The following is a 24,225-nucleotide window of genomic DNA, read 5'->3' as shown; positions in this document are numbered from 1 at the left end:
TTTCAACAAAATAAAAAGAGGTTTTATGATGACAACATTTACAATCCATACAGTCGAATCAGCACCAGCAGAAGTGAAAGAAGTTCTTGAAACAGTAGAAAAAGATAACAATGGCTATATTCCTAACCTAATTGGTCTCTTGGCTAATGCACCGACTGCTTTAGAGGCTTACCGTACTGTCGGAGCTATCAACCGTCGCAACAGCTTGACACCCGTTGAGCGTGAAGTGGTGCAAATCACAGCAGCCGTAACCAATGGTTGTGCCTTCTGCGTCGCAGGTCACACAGCCTTTTCAATCAAACAAATCCAGATGAATGATGACCTTTTGCAAGCCCTCCGCAATCGTACTCCAATTGAAACAGATCCTAAATTGGACACCCTAGCTAAGTTTACCTTGGCGGTTATCAATACCAAGGGTCGTGTAGGAGATGAAGCCTTATCTGAATTTTTAGAAGCTGGCTACACCCAACAAAATGCCTTGGATGTGGTTCTTGGTGTCAGCCTAGCAAGCCTTTGTAACTATGCCAACAACCTAGCTAATACCCCAATTAATCCAGAATTGCAACCTTATGCTTAATTCATATCTGAGTAAAATGAAGTCTGAAATAATCGGACTTCGTTTTTTTATCCCCTCATTTAAGCACTTTTATGCTATACTGAAACTGACATGATTATTGGAGGTTAAGATGAAAAAACTCCCCTTGGTATTTTCTGGTTGTTTGCTAGGTTTGGCAGGAGCTGGAAATCTTATGTTAGATACGTTACCGATTCTGTCCCATCTGCTTAGTCTGACAGGTTTGATTTTGTGGATTTACTTTCTGATTTTGCATTTGTTTAGTTGGAAGGAAACCAAGCAAGAATTGACTAAGCCTCCTCTTTTGTCAGGAATGGGGACCTTTCCCATGGCTGGGATGATTTTATCGACTTATGTCTTTCGCATTTTCCCTCATTTGCCAATAGTAGCGCAAGGACTCTGGTGGTTTTCTTTTCTCTTGGATTGGGCCTTGATTGTTATTTTTACAATTAAATTTGCCTATCCATGTAAGAGAGTAAACTCTACTCCCAGCTGGACGGTGCTTTATGTGGGGATAGCAGTGGCAGCCTTGACCTATCCTCTCGTAGGTATCATCGAAATTGCCTATGTGACCTTGATTTTTGGATTTCTCTTGACCTTCTATCTCTACCCGCTTATTTATAGCGATTTAAAGAAACATCCACTCCCGCTAGCCTTGCTTGCGCAAGAAGGAATCTACTGTGCTCCTTTCTCTCTACTCTTGGCTTCCCTTGTTCGAGTTGGAGGAGAGAGCTTACCAAATTGGGTCTTAATCGTCATGATTTTGGCTTCTCAATCCTTCTTTTTCTTTGTTTTAACTCGCCTGCCCAATATTTTAAAACAAGGCTTTCAACCATCCTTCTCAGCCCTTCCCTTCCCAACCATTAGCACAGCTATCGCGCTCAAGATGTCTCAGGGAATTTTGAAACTTCCATTTCTGGATTATCTGGTAGTGGCTGAAACCGTTATTTGTCTAACTATTTTATTCTTTGTATTAGGCGCTTATCTGATTTGGTTACGAAAAAAGGTCTAGCTAGAAATAGCTAGGCCTTATTTTTATGGTTTGATAACTTCAGCTCCACCCATGTATGGACGAAGTGCTTCTGGGATGGTCACAGAACCATCTTCATTTTGGTAGTTTTCAAGAATAGCAGCCACTGTACGTCCAACTGCAAGTCCAGAACCGTTTAAGGTGTGGAGCAATTTTACCTTGCCATCTGCTTCATCACGGTAACGGATTTGGGCACGACGGGCTTGGAAATCTTCTGTGTTTGAACAGCTTGAGATTTCACGGTAGGTATTTTGTGCTGGAATCCAAACTTCCAAGTCGTAAGTCTTGGCAGCTGAGAAGCCCATATCTCCAGTAGAGAGAGCAACGACACGGTATGGAAGGTTAAGTTTTTGAAGGATGTTTTCAGCATTGGCTGTCATTTTTTCCAATTCTTCGTAAGATTCTTCTGGTTTGGCAAATTTAACCATTTCAACCTTGTGGAATTGGTGCAAACGAATCAAGCCACGAGTATCACGACCAGCAGAACCAGCCTCAGAACGGAATGAAGGACTCATAGCAGTGAAGTAGATTGGCAGGTCTTTACCATCAAGGATTTCATCACGGTAGTAGTTTGTTAGAGGAACTTCAGCTGTAGGAATGAGGACATAATTGCTGTCGCTCAATTCAAAAGTATCTTCCTTGAATTTTGGATATTGACCAGTACCAAACATAGAATCGTGGTTAACCATGTAAGGTGTGATGACTTCAGTGTAGCCTTCTTTTCCATGTTCATCCAACATAAAGTTGTAAATAGCACGTTCCAAACGAGCGCCGAGACCTTTATAGAAGAGGAAGCGAGCTCCTGTTACCTTACCACCACGTTCCCAGTCAAGGATGCCAAGGTCTTCACCCAGATCCCAGTGAGCTTTAGGTTCGAAATCAAACTCGCGTGGAGTACCCCAACGGCGAACTTCCACATTGTCATCTTCGTCAACCCCAACAGGAACGCTATCAGCTGGAATATTTGGAAGAGTAGTGGTAAATTCTGTCAATTTAGCATCGATTTCTGCCAATTCAGCATCCAAGGCTTTGACTTCAGCAGATAGAGTTTGCATGGCAGCAATCTTGTCATCTGCATTTTCCTTGTTGCGCTTAGCTTGGGCAATCTCAGCAGAAACTGTGTTACGTTCTGCTTTTAAAGTTTCAACCTTGACCAAGATGTCACGACGTTTAGCATCGATTTCTTTCATCTCATTCAAGATAGCAGCATCTACACCACGTGTAGCTAATTTTTCTGCGACAGCATCAAAGTCTGTACGAATACGTTTGATATCTAACATAAGAACTCCTTTATGAAAAAAGCACACCTGACAAAGCGTTGGAGTGGCAGGGCCACGGTTCCATCCAACTTCACAGGTGTGCACTTGATTGTGTATGCAATTGTTACTAACGGTAGAATTTCACCTATCCCTCCTATCTGCTCGCAGCACCCGCAGACTTTCTGAAAGAAGAAGATAACCTACTTATCCGTTGCTATGATTATACTAAAGTTTCTACTTTTTTGCAAATAGATTTTTAAATTTTTGACTAATGGTTTGAATCAGGGTCGGAAGTTTGACGACCTTGTCATTGCCCAGTTTTTCGCGAGCAATTTTAAGAATGGCACCTGAGTCTTTTGAAGCAAAGAGGAATTTTCCTCTGTCTGTAAAGACTTCGAAGTGGCGACTGATTTTTCGCCCAGTGACATTTGCCCCAATTTGGTTGATATGGCTCCAAGGAATCTGGATAAATTGTTCAACATTGACATCGGGGTAAAATTCCAAAGCCTGATCTCCGACAAGGAATTTCCCAACTTTCCCAGCTATAGAGAGGTAGGAGGTGCCTGTCGTATTGAGGAGCACTGTTTTGTTAAGTGATTGAGCCATGCTTAGTCTTCCTTACTTTCACCGAAAAAGGCATTGTAGAGGGCTTTAATAGCTGCTTTCTCTTGGTCCTTATGGACAACAAACATGATAGACACTTCACTAGAACCTTGAGACATCATCTGGATGTTGATCTTATTTTCAGATAGAGCACGTGTCGCAGTAGCAGTTACTCCGATATGGCTCTTCATCTTTTCTCCAACAATCATAATGATTGAAAGGTCGTGCTCGATTTCTGCATGGTCTACTTCAGCCTTTTGAACCAACTGACGAAGGATTTCTTCTTCCTTGATAGGAGTTAGTTCGCGAGAACGGAGAATGATTGAAAGATCGTCGATACCTGTTGGCATATGTTCCCAACCGATGTTAAGATCTTCAAGGATTTGAAGAACCTTGCGTCCAAATCCAACCTCACGGTTCATGAGGTATTTAGACATGTTGATGCTGACAAAGCCAGAGTCACCAGCAATTCCTACTACTGGAAATTCATCACTACTGTGTTTTAGAACGATACGAGTACCTGGATGATCAGGATTGTTGGTATTCTTGATAACCAGAGGAATTTTTCCACGGTAGGCGGGAAGAAGGGCTTCGTCATGAAGGACTGAGAAGCCTGCATAGGCCAACTCACGCATTTCACGGTAGGTCAACTCTGGGATAGAGTGTGGTTGGTGAATGATTCCTGGGTGAGCCGCAAAGATACCATCAACATCCGTAAAGTTTTCATAGAGGTCTGCCTTAACACCGGCAGCAATGATAGAACCTGTAATGTCTGATCCTCCACGTGAGAAGGTACAGATTTGATTTTCCTTGGTAACTCCAAAGAAACCAGGAATGACAAGAACTTCATTTGTATTTGTCAATTCTTCAATCTTGTCATAACTTGATGGAATGATGCGAGCGTGACCAGGTTCACTTGTGACCACAATACCAGCTTCTCTAGGGTGCACATAGCGTGCATCGATCCCGTTTTGATTAAAGTAGGCAGCAATCAATTTAGCATTGTTATTTTCACCAGCTGCTAGGAAAGTGTCGTAGAGAAATTCGTTTTCTTCGATAGGAAGAGTAGCTAAGGCACGAATGCTTTTAGAAATTTTTTCTAGCACAGCTGGTTTAAGACCTAGTTCACTAACCATAGCAGCATAGCGGTCGATAATCCAGTTTTGACTCTTACTAATATCGTTACCAGCAACATAGTCGCGGTAGTATTTAATCAAGGCATCCGTAACCTTAGTATCTTCAGCATTGCGTTTACCAGGCGCAGAAACGACTACAAAACGACGCTCTGAATCGCTTTTTACGATGTTTAAAACTTTTTCTAATTGACTAGCAGAGGCAAGAGAGCTACCTCCAAATTTAACAACCTTCATAAGAACTCCTAAAGTAAGTATTTTATACGATTATAGCAGAAAGAAAGCCTTTTTTCAATGAAGAAAATAAGATGCTTTCTAGTATAAAGCGATCCTTTCTAATCGGCTGAGACACTTTCAGTTGATTTTTTCTTGCTTTCTGATTTTAAAAAAGATATACTTTGAAAATAGAATAATTTAAACTGCTTATAAAATAAAAAGGAGTCCTGATGGAACACATTATTTATCAGCTTGAAGAGGATTTGGCAATTCTTACCTTGAATCGTCCTGAGGTCGCGAATGGTTTTCATATTCCTATGTGTGAGGAGATTTTAGAAGCTCTGACTTTGGCAGACGAGGATCCGGCTGTGCATTTTGTCTTAATCAACGCGAATGGCAAAGTCTTTTCAGTTGGGGGAGATTTAGTAGAGATGAAGCGGGCAGTGGATGAGGATGATATTCCATCATTGACGAAAATCGCAGAATTGGTCAATACTATTTCTTATAAAATCAAGCAAATTGCAAAGCCTGTTTTGATGGAAGTTGATGGGGCTGTTGCAGGTGCCGCAGCGAATATGGCTGTTGCTGCAGATTTCTGTCTGGCAACGGATAAGGCTAAATTTATCCAAGCCTTTGTTGGAGTTGGTTTGGCTCCAGATGCAGGAGGAATTCATCTTTTGAGCCGAAGTATTGGTGTGACGCGTGCTACTCAACTAGCCATGACAGGAGAGGCTTTGACAGCAGAAAAAGCTCTAGAGTGGGGCCTAGTTTACCGCGTTTCTGAAGCTGATAAACTTGAAAAGACGAGAGAACAGCTTCTTAAAAAATTAAGACGTGGTTCAAGCAATTCCTATGCTGCCATTAAGAAGTTGGTGTGGGAGAGCCAATTTAAAGATTGGCAAGATTATGCTACTTTAGAACTGAACCTTCAGGGGTCACTAGCGAAAACAGAGGATTTCAAAGAGGGAGTTCGGGCTCATTCGGAAAGAAGAAGACCTAAATTTACAGGAAAATAAAAAAATACTTGCACCATTCTTTGAACTTTGATATAATTCTCTTGTCAAATGTTTTGATTCTAAAAGTTTTTTTGAAAAGGAGGGAAGGAAAGATTGGACTACCAACGAATTAATGAATATTTAACGTCTATATTTAACAATGTCCTCGTTATTGAGGAAGTTAGCTTGAGGGGTAGTCGTTTCAAGGATATCTCCATCAAAGAAATGCATACGATTGATGTGATTGGAAAAGTTCCAGATGTGACACCAAGTCAAGTGTCAAAAGAGTTGATGGTTACTCTTGGGACAGTTACGACTAGTTTGAATAATCTCGAACGCAAGGGTTACATTGAACGCATTCGTTCAGAACATGATCGACGTGTAGTGCATCTGCATTTGACAAAGAAAGGTCGCTTGGTTCATAGACTACATAAACGCTTCCACAAGGCTATGGTTGAAAAAATCATTGATGGTATGAGTAAGCAAGAGATGGAGGTTATGAGCAAAGGTTTGACCAATCTTTATCAATTTTTGGAGGATTTGAGATAATGGCTTTTGCAAAAATAAGCCAGGTTGCTCATTATGTGCCAGAGCAAGTGGTTACAAATCATGATTTGGCTCAGATTATGGATACCAATGATGAGTGGATTTCAAGTCGGACGGGAATACGACAAAGGCATATTTCAAGAACAGAATCTACTAGTGATTTGGCTACAGAAGTTGCCAAGAAACTGATGGCAAAAGCTGGAATCACAGGAGAGGAGTTGGATTTTATCATCCTAGCTACCATTACTCCAGATTCGATGATGCCCTCTACAGCTGCTCGTGTTCAAGCTAATATTGGTGCTAATAAGGCCTTTGTTTTTGACCTAACAGCAGCTTGCAGTGGATTTGTATTTGCTCTTTCAACTGCTGAAAAGTTTATCGCTTCTGGTCGCTTTCAAAAAGGCTTGGTGATTGGTAGTGAAACCCTCTCTAAAGCAGTCGATTGGTCAGATCGATCAACAGCTGTTTTGTTTGGAGATGGTGCTGGTGGTGTCTTGTTAGAAGCTAGCGAGCAAGAGCGTTTCTTGGCAGAGAGTCTCAATAGTGATGGGAGTCGTAGCGAGTGTCTAACTTATGGACATTCAGGCTTGCATTCTCCGTTTTCAGATCAAGAAAGTGCAGATTCATTTTTGAAGATGGATGGGCGCGCAGTCTTTGATTTTGCTATTCGGGATGTAGCCAAGTCTATCAAGCAGACTATTGAAGAATCTCCTGTAGAGGCAACAGACTTGGATTATCTGCTACTTCATCAGGCTAATGACCGTATCTTGGATAAAATGGCTAAAAAAATTGGTGTTAACCGAGATAAACTTCCAGCCAATATGATGGAATATGGCAATACCAGTGCAGCCAGTATCCCGATTTTACTTTCAGAGTGTGTAGAACAAGGCCTCATCCGTTTAGATGGTAGCCAGACTGTTCTACTATCAGGCTTCGGTGGAGGCTTGACATGGGGCACGCTCATTCTTACAATTTAGGTAATCATGTGGTGAACACATTGTTATAAAAAAACTATTTATTTTAAAGGAGTCCTATCATGGCAGTATTTGAAAAAGTACAAGAAATTATCGTTGAAGAACTTGGGAAAGACGCATCAGAAGTAACACTTGAATCAACTTTTGATGATTTGGACGCAGATTCATTGGACTTGTTCCAAGTAATCTCAGAAATCGAAGATGCTTTTGATATCCAAATCGAAGCAGAAGATGACTTGAAAACAGTTGGTGACTTGGTTGCCTATGTTGAAGAGCAAACAAAATAAGCAGAATATAAGATAGAAGGAGTAGGGAAACCCGCTCCCTCTTGTTTAGGCAATAGTTTGATTGTCAAATTATGACGGTATCGAACTATTACGTAAGCAAGAAACGATGGAGGCACTATGAAAACGCGTATTACAGAATTATTGAACATTGATTATCCTATTTTTCAAGGAGGAATGGCCTGGGTTGCTGATGGTGATTTGGCAGGAGCTGTTTCCAAGGCTGGAGGACTAGGGATTATCGGTGGGGGGAATGCCCCTAAAGAAGTTGTCAAGGAAAATATTGATAAAATCAAATCATTGACTGATAAACCCTTTGGTGTCAACATTATGCTCTTGTCTCCCTTTGTGGAAGATATTGTAGACCTCGTTATCGAGGAAGGGGTTAAGGTAGTTACAACAGGCGCAGGAAATCCAAGCAAATACATGGAACGTTTCCATGAAGCCGGTATTACGGTTATTCCTGTTGTACCAAGTGTGGCCCTAGCTAAACGCATGGAAAAAATCGGTGCGGATGCCGTTATTGCAGAAGGAATGGAAGCTGGGGGGCATATCGGTAAATTAACAACCATGACCTTGGTGCGCCAGGTTGCTGCTGCTGTATCTATTCCTGTTATTGCTGCAGGAGGGATTGCGGATGGTGAAGGTGCTGCTGCTGGCTTTATGCTAGGTGCAGAAGCTGTTCAGGTTGGAACTCGTTTTGTCGTTGCAAAAGAGTCTAATGCCCATCCAAATTACAAGGCGAAAATTTTAAAAGCTAGAGATATTGATACTACAATTTCAGCTCAACACTTTGGACATGCTGTTCGAGCTATTAAAAACCAACTGACTCGTGATTTTGAAAAAGCTGAGAAAGATGCCTTTAAACAAGAAAATCCAGATTTAGAAATTTTTGAACAAATGGGAGCGGGTGCTCTAGCCAAAGCGGTTGTTCACGGAGATGTGGATGGTGGATCTGTTATGGCAGGTCAGATCGCAGGACTTGTTTCCAAAGAAGAAACAGCTGAAGAAATCCTAAAAGATTTGTATTACGGAGCAGCTAAGAAAATTCAAGAAGAAGCCTCTCGTTGGGCAGGAGTTGTAAGAAATGACTAAAACGGCCTTTTTATTTGCTGGCCAAGGTGCCCAGTATCTAGGTATGGGACGGGATCTCTATGATCACTACCCTATTGTCAAAGAAACGATTGATCAAGCAAGTCAGGTGCTTGGTTACGATTTGCGTCATCTCATTGATAGGGAAGAAGAAAAACTTAACCAGACCCGCTATACGCAACCAGCCATTTTAGCGACTTCAGTTGCTATCTACCGTTTATTGCAAGAAAAGGGCTATCAACCTGATATGGTTGCTGGTTTGTCTCTTGGAGAATACTCTGCCTTGGTGGCCAGTGGCGCCTTGGATTTTGAAGATGCGGTTGCCTTGGTTGCTAAGCGTGGAGCCTATATGGAAGAAGCGGCTCCTGCTGGCTCTGGTAAGATGGTAGCAGTTCTCAATACGCCAGTAGAGGTCATTGAAGAAGCCTGTCAAAAAGCTTCCGAACTTGGAGTGGTTACCCCAGCCAACTATAATACACCTGCACAAATCGTGATTGGTGGGGAAGTGGTTGCAGTTGATCGAGCTGTAGAACTCTTGCAGGAAGCTGGTGCCAAACGCTTGATTCCTCTTAAGGTTTCAGGACCTTTTCATACCGCTCTCCTTGAGTCAGCTAGTCAGAAACTAGCTGAAACTCTAGCTCAGGTAAGTTTTTCAGATTTTACTTGTCCCCTAGTCGGCAATACAGAAGCTGCAGTTATGCAAAAAGAAGACATTGCTCAACTCTTGACGCGTCAGGTCAAGGAACCAGTTCGTTTCTATGAAAGTATTGCGGTTATGCAAGAAGCAGGCGTAACCAACTTTATCGAGATTGGACCGGGGAAAGTCTTGTCAGGCTTTGTCAAAAAAATTGATAAGACAGCTAAACTAGCCAATGTTGAAGATCAGGCGAGTTTGGAAGCTCTTCTAGGAAACTAGTAATCCCTTCTCCCATAAATACAGGAGGAAACAGGAGAAAAGAATGCAACTAAAAAATAAAAATATCTTTATTACAGGTTCGAGTCGGGGGATTGGTCTTGCCATTGCCCACAAGTTTGCTCAGGCAGGAGCCAATATTGTTTTAAACAGTCGTGGTGCAATTTCAGAAGAATTGCTCGCTGAGTTTTCAAACTATGGTGTCAAGGTGGTTCCTATATCAGGAGACGTGTCAGATTTTGTAGACGCTAAACGTATGGTTGATCAAGCTATTGCAGAGCTGGGTTCAGTAGATGTTTTGGTTAACAATGCAGGAATTACCCAAGATACCCTGATGCTCAAGATGACAGAAGCAGATTTTGAAAAAGTGCTCAAGGTTAACTTGACTGGTGCCTTTAACATGACACAATCAGTCTTGAAACCGATGATAAAAGCTAGAGAAGGTGCTATCATTAATATGTCTAGTGTTGTTGGTTTGATGGGAAATATCGGTCAAGCTAACTATGCAGCTTCTAAGGCTGGTTTGATTGGTTTTACCAAGTCTGTGGCTCGTGAAGTGGCCAATCGCAATATCAGGGTTAATGCTATTGCACCTGGAATGATTGAGTCCGATATGACAGCTGTTCTATCAGACAAGGTAAAAGATGCTATGCTGGCACAAATTCCTATGAAAGAATTTGGGCAGGCAGAGCAGGTTGCAGATTTAACAGTATTTTTAGCAGGCCAAGATTATCTAACTGGTCAAGTGGTTGCCATTGATGGTGGCTTAAGTATGTAGCAGAAGCTAGAGGTAAAAAAGATGAAACTAAATCGCGTAGTAGTAACAGGTTATGGAGTAACATCTCCAATCGGAAATACACCAGAAGAATTTTGGAATAGTTTGACAACTGGAAAAATCGGAATTGGTCCAATTACAAAATTTGATCATAGTGACTTTGATGTGCATAATGCAGCGGAAATACAAGATTTTCCTTTTGATAAATACTTTGTTAAGAAAGATACCAATCGTTTCGATAACTATTCTTTGTATGCCTTGTACGCAGCTCAAGAAGCCGTTAATCATGCAGGTCTTGATGTAGAGACTCTTGACAAGGATCGTTTTGGTGTTATCGTGGCCTCTGGTATTGGTGGAATCAAAGAAATTGAAGATCAAGTGCTTCGCCTAAATGACAAAGGACCAAAACGTGTGAAACCATTGACCCTTCCAAAAGCCTTACCAAATATGGCTTCAGGAAATGTTGCTATGCGTTTTGGAGCAAACGGTGTTTGCAAATCTATCAATACTGCCTGCGCTTCATCAAATGATGCGATTGGGGATGCCTTCCGCTCAATTAAATTTGGTTTCCAAGACGTTATGTTGGTAGGTGGTTCAGAAGCCTCTATCACACCTTTTGCTATTGCTGGTTTCCAAGCCCTAACTGCTCTCTCAACTACAGAGGACCCAACTCGTGCTTCCATTCCATTTGATAAGGACCGTAATGGTTTTGTCATGGGTGAAGGTTCTGGGATGTTGGTTCTTGAAAGCCTTGAACACGCTGAAAAACGTGGGGCTACTATCCTTGCTGAGGTGGTTGGTTACGGAAATACTTGTGATGCATACCACATGACTTCACCACATCCAGAAGGTCAGGGAGCTATCAAGGCCATCAAACTAGCCTTGGAGGAAGCTGAGATTTCTCCAGAGCAAGTAGCCTATGTCAATGCTCACGGAACGTCAACTCCTGCTAATGAAAAAGGAGAAAGTGGTGCGATCGTGGCTGTTCTTGGTAAGGAAGTACCTGTATCATCAACCAAGTCTTTCACAGGACATTTGCTGGGGGCTGCAGGTGCGGTAGAAGCTATCGTAACAATCGAGGCTATGCGTCATAACTTTGTACCAATGACAGCTGGAACAAGTGAAGTATCAGATTATATCGAAGCCAATGTCGTTTATGGACAAGGCTTGGAGCAAGAAATTCCATACGCTATTTCAAATACTTTTGGTTTTGGTGGCCACAATGCAGTTCTTGCTTTCAAACGTTGGGAGAATAAATAACTATGAATTTAAACGATATTAAAGACTTGATGGCTCAATTTGACCAGTCAAGTTTGAGAGAATTTTCTTATAAAAATGGGACGGATGAGTTACAGTTTAGCAAGAATGAAGCTAGACTCGTATCCGAAGTTGCAGCTCAAGTCGCTCCAGCGCCCGTTCTAGCAACACCAAGTCCAGCGGCTCCTACATCTGCTCCAGCAGAGCCTGTAGCAGAAGAAGTTCAAGCTCCAGCTGAAACAAGTGTAGCTGCTGAGGGAGATGTTGTAGAGAGTCCACTTGTTGGGGTGGCTTACTTGGCTGCTGGTCCAGATAAACCTGCCTTTGTAACAGTTGGTGATAGTGTTAAAAAAGGCCAAACATTGGTAATTATCGAAGCCATGAAAGTCATGAATGAAATCCCAGCTCCTAAGGATGGTGTGGTAACAGAAATTCTCGTTTCTAATGAAGAAATGGTTGAGTTTGGTAAAGGATTGGTACGTATCAAATGATCGATATTCAAGGAATCAAAGAAGCCCTTCCCCACCGTTATCCTATGCTCCTAGTAGACCGTGTGTTGGAAGTGAGCGAGGATACCATTGTTGCCATCAAAAATGTAACCATCAATGAGCCCTTCTTCAACGGTCATTTTCCTCAATACCCTGTCATGCCAGGTGTTCTGATTATGGAAGCCTTGGCGCAAACTGCTGGTGTCTTGGAGTTGTCTAAGCCTGAAAATAAAGGACAACTGGTCTTTTATGCTGGTATGGACAAGGTTAAATTCAAGAAGCAAGTTGTACCAGGTGACCAATTAGTTATGACGGCAACGTTTGTAAAACGTCGTGGCACCATAGCTGTGGTTGAAGCAAAGGCTGAAGTGGATGGCAAGCTTGCAGCCAGTGGTACTCTAACCTTTGCAATAGGGAACTAAGGAGGTTCTCCATGTTTCGAAAAATTTTAATTGCCAATCGTGGTGAAATTGCGGTCCGTATTATCCGTGCGGCGCGTGAATTAGGGATTGCGACGGTAGCGGTTTATTCAACTGCTGATAAGGAAGCCCTTCATACGCTTTTGGCAGATGAAGCGGTTTGTATCGGTCCTGGTAAGCCTACAGAGTCTTATCTCAATATTAATGCGGTTCTATCAGCTGCAGTCTTGACTGAGGCTGAGGCTATTCACCCAGGTTTTGGATTTCTCAGTGAAAATTCCAAATTTGCAACCATGTGTGAAGAGGTGGGGATTAAGTTTATCGGCCCATCTGGTCATGTCATGGATATGATGGGAGACAAAATCAATGCGCGTGCTCAGATGATCAAAGCTGGTGTTCCAGTCATTCCAGGTTCGGATGGAGAAGTGCATAACTCTGAGGAAGCTTTGACTGTCGCTGAAAAAATTGGCTATCCTGTTATGCTCAAGGCTTCAGCAGGTGGAGGTGGTAAAGGGATTCGTAAGGTTGAAAAACCAGAAGACCTCGTTTCAGCCTTTGAAACGGCCTCTAGCGAAGCCAAGGCCAATTATGGAAATGGTGCCATGTACATAGAACGGGTCATCTATCCAGCTCGTCATATCGAGGTTCAAATCTTAGGAGATGAACACGGAAATGTGATTCACTTGGGGGAACGGGATTGTTCTCTTCAACGGAATAACCAAAAGGTTTTGGAAGAAAGTCCTTCAATTGCAATCGGAAAAACGCTGCGTCATGAAATCGGTGCGGCTGCTGTTCGAGCTGCAGAGTCTGTTGGTTATGAAAATGCAGGGACCATTGAGTTTCTTCTTGATGAAGCCAGTGGTAAATTCTATTTTATGGAGATGAATACTCGTGTACAAGTAGAACATCCAGTAACAGAATTTGTTTCAGGTGTGGATATCGTTAAGGAACAGATTCGCATTGCGGCAGGTCAGCCTCTGTCTGTTAAGCAAGAAGATATTGTCCTACGCGGTCATGCCATCGAGTGTCGTATCAATGCAGAAAATCCAGCCTTCAACTTTGCTCCTAGTCCAGGTAAGATTACCAATCTCCATCTGCCAAGTGGTGGAGTTGGCTTGCGCGTGGATTCAGCAGTTTATCCAGGCTATACCATTCCACCTTATTATGATAGTATGATTGCTAAAATCATCGTTCACGGTGAAAATCGTTTTGATGCCTTGATGAAAATGCAACGTGCCCTCTATGAATTAGAGATTGAAGGGGTGCAGACCAATGCAGATTTCCAGCTTGACCTTATTTCAGATCGCAATGTCATTGCTGGAGATTACGATACTTCCTTCTTGATGGAAACATTTTTACCCAAGTATCAAGAAAAAGAATAAAATGACTTCAAGAGTTTAAACCGAAAAGGGGAATCAATGGCTCTATTTAGTAAAAAAGATAAGTATATTCGAATCAATCCCAATCGTTCGGTTAGGGAAAAACCTCAAGCTAAGCCAGAGGTTCCAGATGAATTATTCTCCCAGTGTCCAGGCTGTAAGCATACCATCTATCAGAAGGATCTGGGAAGTGAGCGCATCTGTCCACATTGTAGCTATACCTTTCGTATTTCTGCCCAAGAACGCTTGGCTTTGACGATTGATATGGGAACCTTCAAGGAATTGTTTACAGGGATTGAAAGCAAGGATCCCTTGCATTTCCCTGGTTATCAAAAGAAACTAGCAACTATGCGTGAAAAAACTGGTCTGGACGAAGCCGTCGTGACAGGAACAGCTCTTATTAAAGGTCAGATTGTGGCTCTTGGGATTATGGATTCCAATTTTATCATGGCTTCTATGGGTACAGTTGTAGGTGAAAAAATCACTCGCTTATTTGAGTATGCGACTGTCGAACAATTGCCAGTTGTTCTATTCACAGCCTCTGGTGGAGCCCGTATGCAGGAAGGAATCATGAGTCTCATGCAGATGGCCAAGATCTCTGCAGCAGTTAAGCACCATTCAAATGCTGGTCTCTTTTATCTGACCATTTTGACAGATCCAACGACAGGTGGTGTGACAGCTTCTTTCGCTATGGAAGGTGATATCATTCTGGCTGAACCACAGAGTTTGGTCGGTTTTGCTGGGCGTCGTGTCATTGAAAATACGGTTCGTGAAAGCTTGCCTGAGGATTTCCAAAAGGCAGAATTCCTATTGGAACATGGCTTTGTGGATGCTATTGTCAAAAGAAGAGACTTGCCAGACACCATTTCTAGCCTAGTCAGATTGCATGGAGGGAGTCCTAGATGAATATTGCAAAAATAGTCAGAGAAGCGCGTGAGCAGAGTCGCTTGACAACCTTGGACTTTGCGACAGGCATTTTTGATGAATTTATCCAATTACATGGTGACCGTTCTTTTCGTGACGATGGTGCAGTTGTTGGTGGTATCGGCTGGCTTGGGGACCAAACTGTATCAGTGGTTGGTATCCAAAAAGGCAAGAGTTTACAAGATAACCTCAAGCGGAATTTTGGTCAACCGCATCCAGAAGGCTACCGTAAGGCCCTACGTTTGATGAAACAGGCTGAAAAGTTTGGTCGTCCAGTTGTGACCTTTATCAATACTGCAGGTGCCTATCCTGGTGTGGGAGCGGAAGAACGTGGTCAGGGAGAAGCTATTGCTCGCAATCTCATGGAAATGAGTGACCTGAAAGTTCCGATTATCGCCATCATTATAGGTGAAGGTGGTTCAGGTGGGGCTCTGGCTCTAGCCGTTGCAGACCGTGTCTGGATGTTGGAAAATTCCATCTATGCCATTCTCAGCCCAGAAGGCTTTGCTTCTATTCTATGGAAAGATGGTACTCGTGCCATGGAAGCGGCAGAGCTGATGAAAATCACCTCACATGAATTGTTAGAAATGGACGTGGTGGATAAGGTGATTTCTGAAGCAGGACTTTCTAGTAAAGAACTGATTAAGAGTGTCAAAAAAGAACTCCAAACTGAGCTAGCCATACTTTCACAAAAACCGTTAGAAGAGTTGTTGGAAGAGCGCTATCAACGATTTAGAAAATACTAATACCTCAGAATACATAAAAACTAGAACTGGCAGTCAGTTCTAGTTTTTATGTGGTTCTTACTCTGTATCAAGGACGAGGTAAAAGGTGCTTGGGAAACCAAACACCTTTTCGATTATTCATTTTCTTCAGTTACAAATTGACTAAGCAGTCCGTTGATAAAGCGGGCTGATTTTTGATCTGAAAAATTCTTAGCAAGTTCAATAGCTTCATTGACTGCTACCAGCTGAGGTGTATCAAATGATGTGATTTCAAAGATACCCAAGCGTAGTAAGTTTTTTTCGACCAAGGTCAATCGTTCAACTGTCCAGCCTGACTTGAGGTGCTGGTTGATTTGTTTATCCAACTCGTCTTTTTGAGCTTGAACACCAGAAACCAAGTTCAGAAGAAAGGCAGGGATTTGCACATCTTCATCTTCACGGTCATGTGTATATGCAAAGTGACAAGCTGTTTCCATATCTGTGCCGAATTCAAGGCTCATGAGGGCTTGAAAAGCGCATTTACGAAGTTCGCGTCTAGATTCTAATAATGGACTAGTCATTGAGGAAGTCCTCGTTAAATAGATCTTTCAACTCAGGTTTTGGTGTTTTATCTGGAACGATTCCTGCAACATGGATGTTAACAGCAGCAAGTTCCACATCAGCCATATCTCGGACAGCATCTTTGACTGCTTTTTGAATAGCAAGAGCAACTTTTGGTACTTTCACACCGTACTCAAGGTAGAGGTAGATGTCAGCAGTTAGTTCTTCGTTGCTTTCTTTTAAGTAGACGCCACGACCAAGAGAGAGTTTTGATAGGGTATCAGATACGGATTTATTTGAAAATGAGTGGACACCATCAACTTTAGCAGTTGTGATGGCAATGATTTTTTCAAGTACACGTGGAGCGATAACGATTTCGCCAAATTGTTCTTCAATTCCCATAGAATGACCTCTTTCTAGAGATTAGGCACGAGAAACGTAAGTTCCTTCTGCAGTGTTGATGATCAATTTTTGTCCAGCTTCGATGAAGTCAGGAACGTTGACAACAAGTCCAGTTTCCATAGTTGCTGGTTTACCAGAACCTGTAACAGTAGCACCTTTGATAGATGGTTGTGTTTCAGCGACTGTCAATTCAACAGTAGTTGGTACAGTTACACCGATTACTTCAGTTCCGTAGAATTGGATTTTCACATCAGAGTTTTCAAGGATGTAAAGCAATTCATTTTCAACGTTTACGACTGGGATTTCGTATTGGTCGTAAGTTTCAGTGTTCATGAAGTAGGCAGTTTCATCCATTTTGTACAAGTATTGAGCTGGGACAGTTTCGATAATAGCTTGTTCGAATTTTTCTTCTGGACGGTAGCTTGTGTCAAATGTAGAACCAGTACGAACATCACGCAATTTCATACGCATGATTGTGTTTCCTTTACCTGGTTTGTGGTGGCTAGCTTCCAAAACGCGGATCAATTTTCCGTCTGCAGTTTCAAATGTCATACCAGCTTTCAATTTGCTTGCTTCAATCATGTTTTTACCTCTTTAATAAATATTATTACTCTTCATTTTACCATAAAATCTTCTGGAAATAAAGCCAAAATAGTTATTGGGAGATGGTAGGGGAGAAAAAGAATATTGCCTAGTCAGGTGGAGTGGTTAATGTTAAAGAGTATCTACCATATTTCTTCTCATACTCAATGGAAATCAAAGAGCAAACTAGGAAGCAAGCCGCAGGTTGCTCAAAACACTGTTTTGAGGTTGTGGATAGAACTGACGAAGTCAGTAACCATATATACGGTAACGTGACGCTGACGTGGTTTGAAGAGATTTTCGAAGAGTATTATATTTCAAAAGGCCGAAGTAAGCTTACTCCGACCTGTTAGTATTGTCTTAAAAAGATTGATTTTTATTCTGGTTCTACCAAAATTTTAATTTGTGACTTATCTTGAGTTAATTCGATAAAGCCTTCTTCGACGATATTTTCCAATTTGATTTTCTTAGTAACCAATTTTTCAGCAGAGAAGTAGCCTTGTTCCATCAATTCTAATACTTTAGGGAAGATATGACGATAAGCAATGATTCCTTTTAGTGTCTTTTCTTGGATTGCAAATTCATTCGGATTAATATTTGCTTCTCGTTCCCAGATAGAGACCACCATGCACTCACCTGCTTTATGTACGGCAGCTAAGGCTTGTCCTAAAACTACTGGCACACCCGTTACTTCATAAGAAACATCTACACCACCGTTTGTTAAACGATGAATAGCTTCAACAGCTGTTTCACCTTCTTCCGGACGGACAACGATAGCTCCTAACTCTTCAGCTTTTGCTTGACGTTCAGGTGATAGTTCAACAGCATAAATCTTAGAAGCACCCGCTGCACGAAGGGCTTCTATAATTAAGAGACCAATCGGACCTAAGCCAAAGACAGCAGCAGTATCACCAGCTTTTAGTGCTGATTGACGAACTGCATAAACTGCAACAGCAGCTGGCTCAGTGAGAGCAGCTTGCTCATAGCTTAAGCTATCTGGAATGACATGTACTAAGTCACCGTCTAAAACACAATATTTGGCAAATCCACCGTCTGCAGCCAAACCGACAAAATTAAGGTTTGGATCCAAATTATAATTACCAACTAAGTTATTCTTAGCTAGAATTGGTTCTACAGCAACACGATCACCAACTTTAACACGAGTAACATCGCTTCCGACTTCTACAATTTCACCAGAAAATTCATGTCCCAGTGTTACTGGTGCTTTTTGACCAGAATAGACATGTTCTTCTGTTGGGATGAAGATAGGGCCATCTAAAAATTCGTGGAGGTCAGTACCACAAATTCCCGTGAATTTAACAGCAACTTTTACTTGGTGCGGAAGTACCTCAGGGACTTCTACTTCTTGAATACGAACATCTTTTGCTGCATGCCAGCGAGCTGCTTTCATTGTAGCCATATGAATAACTCCTTATTGTTACGATTTTTAGTTTTCTTTTTAGGAAACTTTACATGTAACATTGTAAACGCTTTCCTTGTATTTGTCAAGAAAAAACCAACCTCAAGGCTGGTTTCTTTTACATATTAATCTTCTTTCAACTTCGCTAATTCCTGAGCAAGGAGTTTAAGGGCGACTTGTGGGTTGGCTTGGCCTTTGGTTGCTTTCATAAGGAATCCTGTGAAGGCCTTATCTGCGTTACGTTTACCTGACTTGAAGTCGGCAACCGCCGCTTCGTTATCGACAAAGACTTGGTGGATGATTGGAATCAGGATTTCAGGATCTGAGATTTGAACCATACCTGCTTTTTCAACGTATTCACGCGCTCCTCCGCCATTTTTAGCTAGGTGGACAAAGACTTTCTTAGCAATCTTAGAAGAGATAGTGCCGTCTTCGATGATGGCAATCATTTCAACCAAGTTTTCTGGTGTCAATTCGATTTGTTCTAGTGTCTTGCCTTCGGCATTCAAGAACTGAGCGACTTCCCCTTGGAGCCAGTTAGAGACTTGTTTGGCATCGCCACCGAGGGTAACAGCTTTTTCAAAGAAGTCAGAAGTGACTTTGTTTGCCGTCAACTGACTAGCATCATAGTCTGACAAGCCAAGGTCAGATACATAACGCGCACGGCGTTCTTTTGGAAACTCTGGCAACTCAGTTCGCATTTCCTCAATCCACTCGTCTGAGATTTCAAAGATTGGTAGGTCTGGCTCTGGGAAGTAGCGGTAGTCTGCAGCTCCTTCCTTGACACGCATGAGGATGGTTGCCTTGTTAGCTTCATCGTAACGGCGTGTTTCTTGACGGATTTGACCCCCTGAGCGAAGGATTTCAGCTTGACGTTGGACTTCGTATTCAAGACCTTTACGAACGTTTGAGAAGGAGTTGAGGTTCTTCAACTCTGTCTTGGTACCGAATTTCTCTTGACCATAAGGGCGAAGGGAGATATTGGCATCCACACGCATAGAACCCTCTTCCATCTTAACGTCAGAAATACCAGCGTACTGGATAACCTCCTTGAGGGCTGTTAGATAAGCATAGGCTTCTTCAGGAGAACGCATGTCAGCTTCAGATACAATCTCAATCAATGGCACCCCTTGGCGGTTGAGGTCAACATAAGAGTAGCCATCTGTACCGTGGGTGTTTTTACCAGCATCTTCTTCTAGGTGGGCACGTTCGATACCGATTTTCTTAGTTGTACCGTCTTCTAGCTCCACTTCAATCCAGCCGTTATAACCGATTGGCTCATCAAACTGAGAAATTTGGTAGGCTTTTGGATTATCAGGGTAGAAGTAGTTCTTGCGGTCAAAGTGCATCTTTTTGTGGATGTCCATGTTGAGGGCAAGAGCAGCCTTGATACCGGCATCGACAACACCTTTATTAAGAACTGGCAGAACTCCTGGGAAAGACCAATCAATCACGTTAGTGTTGGCATTTTGGTCATTTCCAAAGTGGGCAGAAGTAGGTGAGAAGATTTTTGAATTGGTGTTGAGCTCTACGTGGACTTCAAGTCCAATGACTGTTTCAAAGTTCATTAGTTATCACCTCCAAAAATCACGGGTTGTTGTTTGTGGTAGTCTGTTGTCGCCTCAAAAGCAGCAGCAGCTTGGTAAATGGTTTCCTCAGAGTACTTAGGACCGATCAATTGGAGACCGACAGGCAGACCTTGAGAGAATCCAGCAGGAATAGAAATTCCAGGCAGTCCTGCCAAGTTTACAGGTATGGTCAAGAGGTCAGCCAAGTACATAGCAACTGGGTCGTGGTTGAGTGAATCCAAGTCATAGGCAACACTAGGAGCAGTTGGGCCCAAAATCAAGTCGTAATCCGCGAAGACTTTTTCGAAATCTTGGATGATGAGGGTACGGACCTGACCAGCCTTCTTATAGTAGGCGTCATAGTAACCTGATGAAAGACTGAATGTGCCAAGCATGATACGGCGTTTAACCTCTTCACCGAAACCTTGGCTACGGCTGTTTACATAGATTTCATCAAGGTTGGTTGCATCTTCTGCGCGGTAGCCGTAACGGATACCGTCAAAACGTTGCAAGTTTGATGAAGCTTCAGATGAAGCAATGATGTAGTAGACGGCAACACCGTATTTTGAGTGAGGTAGACTCACTTCTTCAACAATAGCACCAAGTTTTTCAAAGTGTTTGGCTGCGTTCAGAATGGTTCCCTTAACCTCTGGGTCAATTCCTTCACCAAGGTATTCCTTAGGCAAAGCAATTTTCATGCCCTTGATGTCTTGGCCGATTTTTGAAGTAAAATCGGCAATGCGGACAGGAGCAGAAGTAGAGTCTTTGGCATCTTCGCTTGCAATAGCATTGAGCAAGAAGGCATTTTCCTTAACAGTCGGAGCGAAAGGTCCAATCTGGTCTAATGAACTACCAAAGGCAATGAGACCGAAACGTGAAACTGTTCCGTAGGTTGGTTTGAGACCGACGATCCCATTGAAGGCAGCAGGTTGGCGGATAGATCCACCAGTATCAGAACCAAGTGACAAGCGAACTTGTCCTGAGGCTACAGCTGCAGCAGAACCACTTGATGATCCACCAGGGACCTTGCTGTGGTCCCAAGCATTTTTAGTGGCACCGTAGTAAGAAGTCTCACCTGATCCACCCATGGCAAACTCGTCCATGTTGGTTTTCCCTACGACAATCATGCCTTTCGCTTTTGCATTGGCAACGGCTGTCGCATCAAAGATTGGCTCGTAGTTGTAGAGCATTTTTGAGGCTGCAGTTGTAAGAATACCGTCTGTAGAGATATTATCCTTAACTGCAAGTGGAATTCCTGAAAGGACATTATCAGCATCGATTCCAGCTTCATCAATAGCTTTAGCTTGAGCAAGAGCTTGCTCTTCAGCGATGGTAACAAAAGCGTTGATAGCGGTCTCGCGAGACTTGATATCTTCAAGTGTTGCTTGTGTTAATTCAGTTGCTGAAATTTCCTTAGAGACAAGGAGATTGTGCAAGTCTTCAATGGTTTTATTGTTGAAAGTCATTAGGCATCTCCTCCATCGTCTAGGATAGCTGGTACCTTGATATAGTAGTTGTCTTTTTCAGGTACGTTTTTAAACAAGCGATCACGGTCTGTTCCTTCTTCGGCCACATCAGGGCGGAGTACAGTCTTGCGGTCAGCCATGGTTGTAGTAGGTGCGACACCAGTTGTGTCAACTTCGCCCAGCAATTCAACCATGTCAACAATCTTAGACAAGGTAGTCGCAAAGGCAGCAGTTTCTTCTTCAGAGAATCTTAATTTTGAAAGATTGGCAACGTGTGTTACCTCTTCTTGCGTAATTTTCATCTTGCATCCTTTCGTGAAATGATGATTTTTAGTCTGTTCTATTTTACCATATTTTCCTATAAATAAGGGAAGGAAAGATGAAAAAAGACAGGTATAGGATGGAGAACGGATTCTGATGATGATTTATTTGAAAAGCGGATTTCAAAGGGGAAAATATATGGTACAATAGTTTAACAGAGAAGTGAAGACGGTGGTTACAAAATCGAAAGGATGGTGATGCTTATGTGCAGAACCTGTAAAATCTTAGTAGAAAGGAGTAACCAGATTTGTCCCCTTTTGAGGCTTTGACACTCATGTTTGTAGCTGGTAACTTTGTTATCACGCTCCTAAGGTTCATCCTTGAATTGGTAAAAGAGACAAAAAATAGCCGTCCTAACTTTGGCGAGTTAACGAGCTATTTTTTAGTTATGTAATTACAGCCACCGTCTTAAACGGCTCTGTGGGGTGTTGTTGTCGCAACACCTTTTTCTATATTTATTGTAACATTTATTTGAAAAATTGCAAGGGGAATTGTTCTACTTTAGCAGTGTCTGATATAAAATAGAAATTGAAAAAAATGCTAAAATCCGATATAATGGAGTGTTGAAAGGAATGGTAAAATCCAATGTAGAAATCATTCTTAGCTATTGAAACAAGAAAAATAGAGAATCAAAGAAAGAGAACTTATGAATATTCAAGAAGAAATTAAGAAACGTCGTACCTTTGCCATCATCTCCCACCCGGACGCGGGGAAAACAACTATCACTGAGCAGTTGCTCTACTTTGGGGGCGAGATTCGTGAGGCTGGTACCGTAAAAGGAAAGAAAACAGGGACTTTTGCCAAGTCTGACTGGATGGATATCGAGAAGCAACGCGGGATTTCGGTGACTTCATCTGTTATGCAGTTTGACTACGATGGTAAGCGCGTCAACATCCTAGACACCCCAGGGCACGAGGACTTTTCAGAAGATACCTATCGTACCTTGATGGCGGTGGATGCTGCTGTTATGGTCGTGGACTCTGCCAAGGGTATCGAGGCTCAGACTAAGAAATTGTTTGAGGTTGTGAAACACCGTGGCATTCCGGTCTTCACCTTTATGAACAAGCTAGACCGTGATGGACGTGAGCCACTGGACCTCTTGCAAGAATTAGAAGAAGTACTAGGCATTGCGAGTTACCCGATGAACTGGCCAATCGGGATGGGGAAAGCCTTCGAGGGGCTCTATGACCTCTATAACCAACGCTTGGAGCTCTATAAAGGGGATGAGCGTTTTGCTAGTTTAGAAGATGGGGACAAGCTTTTTGGCAGCAACCCTTTCTACGAGCAAGTCAAGGATGATATTGAACTTTTAAATGAAGCTGGGAATGAGTTTTCAGAGGAAGCTATTCTGGCTGGAGAATTGACACCAGTCTTCTTCGGTTCAGCTTTGACAAACTTTGGTGTGCAAACATTCCTTGAAACTTTTCTCAAGTTTGCTCCAGAGCCACATGGACATAAGAAAACAGACGGAGAAATTGTTGATCCTTACGATAAGGACTTCTCAGGATTTGTCTTTAAAATCCAAGCCAACATGGACCCTCGACACCGTGACCGTATTGCCTTTGTACGTATCGTATCGGGTGAATTTGAACGTGGCATGAGTGTCAACTTGCCTCGTACTGGTAAGGGTGCTAAACTGTCTAATGTTACCCAGTTTATGGCTGAAAGTCGTGAGAATGTGACCAATGCCGTGGCAGGAGATATCATCGGGGTTTACGATACAGGAACTTATCAGGTTGGGGATACATTGACAGTTGGAAAAAACAAATTTGAATTTGAACCACTGCCAACCTTCACTCCTGAAATTTTTATGAAAGTTTCTGCTAAGAATGTCATGAAGCAGAAATCCTTCCACAAGGGGATTGAGCAACTGGTGCAAGAAGGTGCTATTCAGCTTTATAAGAATTACCAAACAGGCGAGTACATGCTGGGAGCTGTTGGTCAACTCCAGTTTGAAGTCTTTAAACACCGCATGGAAGGCGAGTACAATGCGGAAGTAGTCATGAGCCCAATGGGTAAAAAGACCGTTCGTTGGATCAAGCCTGAGGACTTGGATGAACGAATGTCATCAAGTCGAAATATCTTGGCTAAAGACCGTTTTGACCAACCAGTCTTCCTCTTTGAAAATGACTTTGCCCTCCGCTGGTTTGCGGATAAGTATCCAGACGTAGAGTTGGAAGAGAAGATGTGACTCAGTACCAACAATTGGAACTAAAGTTCCTAATTGTTGGACGCTAGTCGCTATTTGGCGAACTAGCTAACTGCCTCACTAACTGAGTTTTACAAATGGAATCGATTTGTAAAACTCAGTGTCGTAATCTAATAATAGGTAACCGCTAT

General features: G+C 42.4%; 27 protein-coding genes. 17 read left to right on the top strand and 10 right to left on the bottom strand.

All coding sequences use genetic code 11. The annotated features are described in order from the left end of the window. Nucleotides 1-28: 28 nt before the first annotated feature. Nucleotides 29-577 (top strand): carboxymuconolactone decarboxylase family protein, encoded by a 549-nt coding sequence (locus SM12261_RS07605; protein WP_004256949.1) that lies wholly within the window; start codon nt 29-31, stop codon nt 575-577. 109 nt (nt 578-686) lie between these two features. After that, complete coding sequence (locus SM12261_RS07600) at nt 687-1,586, top strand: TDT family transporter (RefSeq protein WP_000735981.1); 900 nt, start codon at nt 687-689, stop codon at nt 1,584-1,586. Nucleotides 1,587-1,609: 23 nt separating this feature from the next. Here SM12261_RS07600 and serS read toward each other — a convergent pair whose 3' ends face one another. The 3 genes from serS to SM12261_RS07585 form a co-directional block, all read right to left on the bottom strand. Next, nucleotides 1,610-2,884, bottom strand: coding sequence for a serine--tRNA ligase (gene serS / locus SM12261_RS07595; RefSeq protein WP_000884220.1), 1,275 nt, complete (start codon nt 2,882-2,884; stop codon nt 1,610-1,612). Nucleotides 2,885-3,097: 213 nt separating this feature from the next. Next, nucleotides 3,098-3,469, bottom strand: coding sequence for a DUF956 family protein (locus SM12261_RS07590; protein WP_000079350.1), 372 nt, complete (start codon nt 3,467-3,469; stop codon nt 3,098-3,100). Nucleotides 3,470-3,471: 2 nt separating this feature from the next. Then, complete coding sequence (locus SM12261_RS07585; RefSeq protein ID WP_000869665.1) at nt 3,472-4,836, bottom strand: aspartate kinase; 1,365 nt, start codon at nt 4,834-4,836, stop codon at nt 3,472-3,474. Between the two features lie 209 nt (nt 4,837-5,045). Between SM12261_RS07585 and SM12261_RS07580 the strand changes: the two genes are divergently transcribed. The 13 genes from SM12261_RS07580 to SM12261_RS07520 all read left to right on the top strand — a co-directional run bounded on the left by SM12261_RS07580 (nt 5,046) and on the right by SM12261_RS07520 (nt 15,607). After that, a complete protein-coding gene (locus SM12261_RS07580) occupies nt 5,046-5,831 on the top strand; it encodes an enoyl-CoA hydratase (protein ID WP_000400068.1) in 786 nt (261 codons plus the stop codon). 93 nt (nt 5,832-5,924) lie between these two features. Further along, nucleotides 5,925-6,359: a fatty acid biosynthesis transcriptional regulator FabT gene (gene fabT, locus SM12261_RS07575; protein WP_000386356.1), complete on the top strand. Its 435-nt coding sequence runs from the start codon at nt 5,925-5,927 to the stop codon at nt 6,357-6,359. Continuing rightward, entirely contained in the window at nt 6,359-7,333 is a 975-nt protein-coding gene (locus tag SM12261_RS07570; protein WP_000852951.1) for a beta-ketoacyl-ACP synthase III, read from the top strand. The genes fabT and SM12261_RS07570 overlap by 1 nt, the downstream gene beginning before the upstream one ends. 59 nt (nt 7,334-7,392) lie before the next feature. Further along, entirely contained in the window at nt 7,393-7,617 is a 225-nt protein-coding gene (locus SM12261_RS07565) for an acyl carrier protein (protein ID WP_000257838.1), read from the top strand. Between the two features lie 117 nt (nt 7,618-7,734). Then, nucleotides 7,735-8,709 carry an enoyl-[acyl-carrier-protein] reductase FabK gene (gene fabK / locus SM12261_RS07560; protein ID WP_000857456.1) on the top strand — a complete coding sequence of 325 codons (975 nt, stop codon included), beginning with the start codon at nt 7,735-7,737 and terminating at the stop codon, nt 8,707-8,709. Beyond that, nucleotides 8,702-9,622 (top strand): ACP S-malonyltransferase, encoded by a 921-nt coding sequence (gene fabD / locus SM12261_RS07555; RefSeq protein ID WP_000167635.1) that lies wholly within the window; start codon nt 8,702-8,704, stop codon nt 9,620-9,622. The genes fabK and fabD overlap by 8 nt, the downstream gene beginning before the upstream one ends. 43 nt (nt 9,623-9,665) lie before the next feature. Next, complete coding sequence (gene fabG / locus SM12261_RS07550) at nt 9,666-10,397, top strand: 3-oxoacyl-[acyl-carrier-protein] reductase (RefSeq protein ID WP_001176199.1); 732 nt, start codon at nt 9,666-9,668, stop codon at nt 10,395-10,397. A 21-nt stretch (nt 10,398-10,418) separates the two neighbouring features. Beyond that, nucleotides 10,419-11,654 (top strand): beta-ketoacyl-ACP synthase II, encoded by a 1,236-nt coding sequence (gene fabF / locus SM12261_RS07545; protein ID WP_000774068.1) that lies wholly within the window; start codon nt 10,419-10,421, stop codon nt 11,652-11,654. Nucleotides 11,655-11,656: 2 nt separating this feature from the next. Continuing rightward, nucleotides 11,657-12,142 carry an acetyl-CoA carboxylase biotin carboxyl carrier protein gene (gene accB, locus SM12261_RS07540; protein WP_001052228.1) on the top strand — a complete coding sequence of 162 codons (486 nt, stop codon included), beginning with the start codon at nt 11,657-11,659 and terminating at the stop codon, nt 12,140-12,142. Then, nucleotides 12,139-12,561, top strand: a complete 423-nt coding sequence (gene fabZ / locus SM12261_RS07535) for a 3-hydroxyacyl-ACP dehydratase FabZ (protein ID WP_000565517.1) — start codon at nt 12,139-12,141, stop codon at nt 12,559-12,561. The genes accB and fabZ overlap by 4 nt, the downstream gene beginning before the upstream one ends. 11 nt (nt 12,562-12,572) lie before the next feature. After that, on the top strand, nt 12,573-13,940 hold the full coding sequence (accC, locus tag SM12261_RS07530; RefSeq protein ID WP_000488686.1) for an acetyl-CoA carboxylase biotin carboxylase subunit: 1,368 nt from the start codon (nt 12,573-12,575) through the stop codon (nt 13,938-13,940). 36 nt (nt 13,941-13,976) lie between these two features. Beyond that, nucleotides 13,977-14,843 carry an acetyl-CoA carboxylase, carboxyltransferase subunit beta gene (gene accD, locus SM12261_RS07525; RefSeq protein WP_001173357.1) on the top strand — a complete coding sequence of 289 codons (867 nt, stop codon included), beginning with the start codon at nt 13,977-13,979 and terminating at the stop codon, nt 14,841-14,843. Continuing rightward, the gene (locus SM12261_RS07520; RefSeq protein ID WP_001017402.1) at nt 14,840-15,607 is read left to right on the top strand and encodes an acetyl-CoA carboxylase carboxyl transferase subunit alpha; all 768 of its coding nucleotides are present in this window, start codon (nt 14,840-14,842) and stop codon (nt 15,605-15,607) included. The genes accD and SM12261_RS07520 overlap by 4 nt, the downstream gene beginning before the upstream one ends. Before the next feature lie 113 nt (nt 15,608-15,720). Here SM12261_RS07520 and nusB read toward each other — a convergent pair whose 3' ends face one another. From nusB to gatC, 7 genes are all read right to left on the bottom strand, one after another. Then, nucleotides 15,721-16,146 carry a transcription antitermination factor NusB gene (gene nusB, locus SM12261_RS07515; RefSeq protein ID WP_000203640.1) on the bottom strand — a complete coding sequence of 142 codons (426 nt, stop codon included), beginning with the start codon at nt 16,144-16,146 and terminating at the stop codon, nt 15,721-15,723. Next, nucleotides 16,139-16,528 carry an Asp23/Gls24 family envelope stress response protein gene (locus tag SM12261_RS07510; protein WP_000510579.1) on the bottom strand — a complete coding sequence of 130 codons (390 nt, stop codon included), beginning with the start codon at nt 16,526-16,528 and terminating at the stop codon, nt 16,139-16,141. Before SM12261_RS07510 ends, nusB begins: the two co-directional genes overlap by 8 nt. A 21-nt stretch (nt 16,529-16,549) precedes the next feature. Then, nucleotides 16,550-17,110, bottom strand: a complete 561-nt coding sequence (gene efp, locus SM12261_RS07505) for an elongation factor P (RefSeq protein WP_000568643.1) — start codon at nt 17,108-17,110, stop codon at nt 16,550-16,552. A 376-nt stretch (nt 17,111-17,486) separates the two neighbouring features. Continuing rightward, entirely contained in the window at nt 17,487-18,530 is a 1,044-nt protein-coding gene (locus SM12261_RS07495; protein WP_000224425.1) for a 2,3-butanediol dehydrogenase, read from the bottom strand. 125 nt (nt 18,531-18,655) lie between these two features. Beyond that, nucleotides 18,656-20,098: an Asp-tRNA(Asn)/Glu-tRNA(Gln) amidotransferase subunit GatB gene (gatB, locus tag SM12261_RS07490; RefSeq protein ID WP_001008638.1), complete on the bottom strand. Its 1,443-nt coding sequence runs from the start codon at nt 20,096-20,098 to the stop codon at nt 18,656-18,658. After that, nucleotides 20,098-21,564: an Asp-tRNA(Asn)/Glu-tRNA(Gln) amidotransferase subunit GatA gene (gene gatA, locus SM12261_RS07485; protein WP_023946545.1), complete on the bottom strand. Its 1,467-nt coding sequence runs from the start codon at nt 21,562-21,564 to the stop codon at nt 20,098-20,100. The genes gatB and gatA overlap by 1 nt, the downstream gene beginning before the upstream one ends. Further along, on the bottom strand, nt 21,564-21,866 hold the full coding sequence (gene gatC / locus SM12261_RS07480; protein ID WP_000705419.1) for an Asp-tRNA(Asn)/Glu-tRNA(Gln) amidotransferase subunit GatC: 303 nt from the start codon (nt 21,864-21,866) through the stop codon (nt 21,564-21,566). The genes gatA and gatC overlap by 1 nt, the downstream gene beginning before the upstream one ends. 293 nt (nt 21,867-22,159) lie before the next feature. On the opposite strand from gatC, the gene SM12261_RS09740 reads away from it, so the two are divergent. Continuing rightward, nucleotides 22,160-22,279, top strand: a complete 120-nt coding sequence (locus SM12261_RS09740; protein ID WP_230529158.1) for a putative holin-like toxin — start codon at nt 22,160-22,162, stop codon at nt 22,277-22,279. A 252-nt stretch (nt 22,280-22,531) separates the two neighbouring features. Beyond that, nucleotides 22,532-24,076: a peptide chain release factor 3 gene (locus SM12261_RS07470; RefSeq protein ID WP_001025437.1), complete on the top strand. Its 1,545-nt coding sequence runs from the start codon at nt 22,532-22,534 to the stop codon at nt 24,074-24,076. Nucleotides 24,077-24,225: the final 149 nt, after the last annotated feature.

Source organism: Streptococcus mitis NCTC 12261 (assembly GCF_000148585.2).
Lineage (GTDB): Bacteria > Bacillota > Bacilli > Lactobacillales > Streptococcaceae > Streptococcus > Streptococcus mitis.
This window is presented reverse-complemented; position numbering and strand designations above follow the sequence as displayed.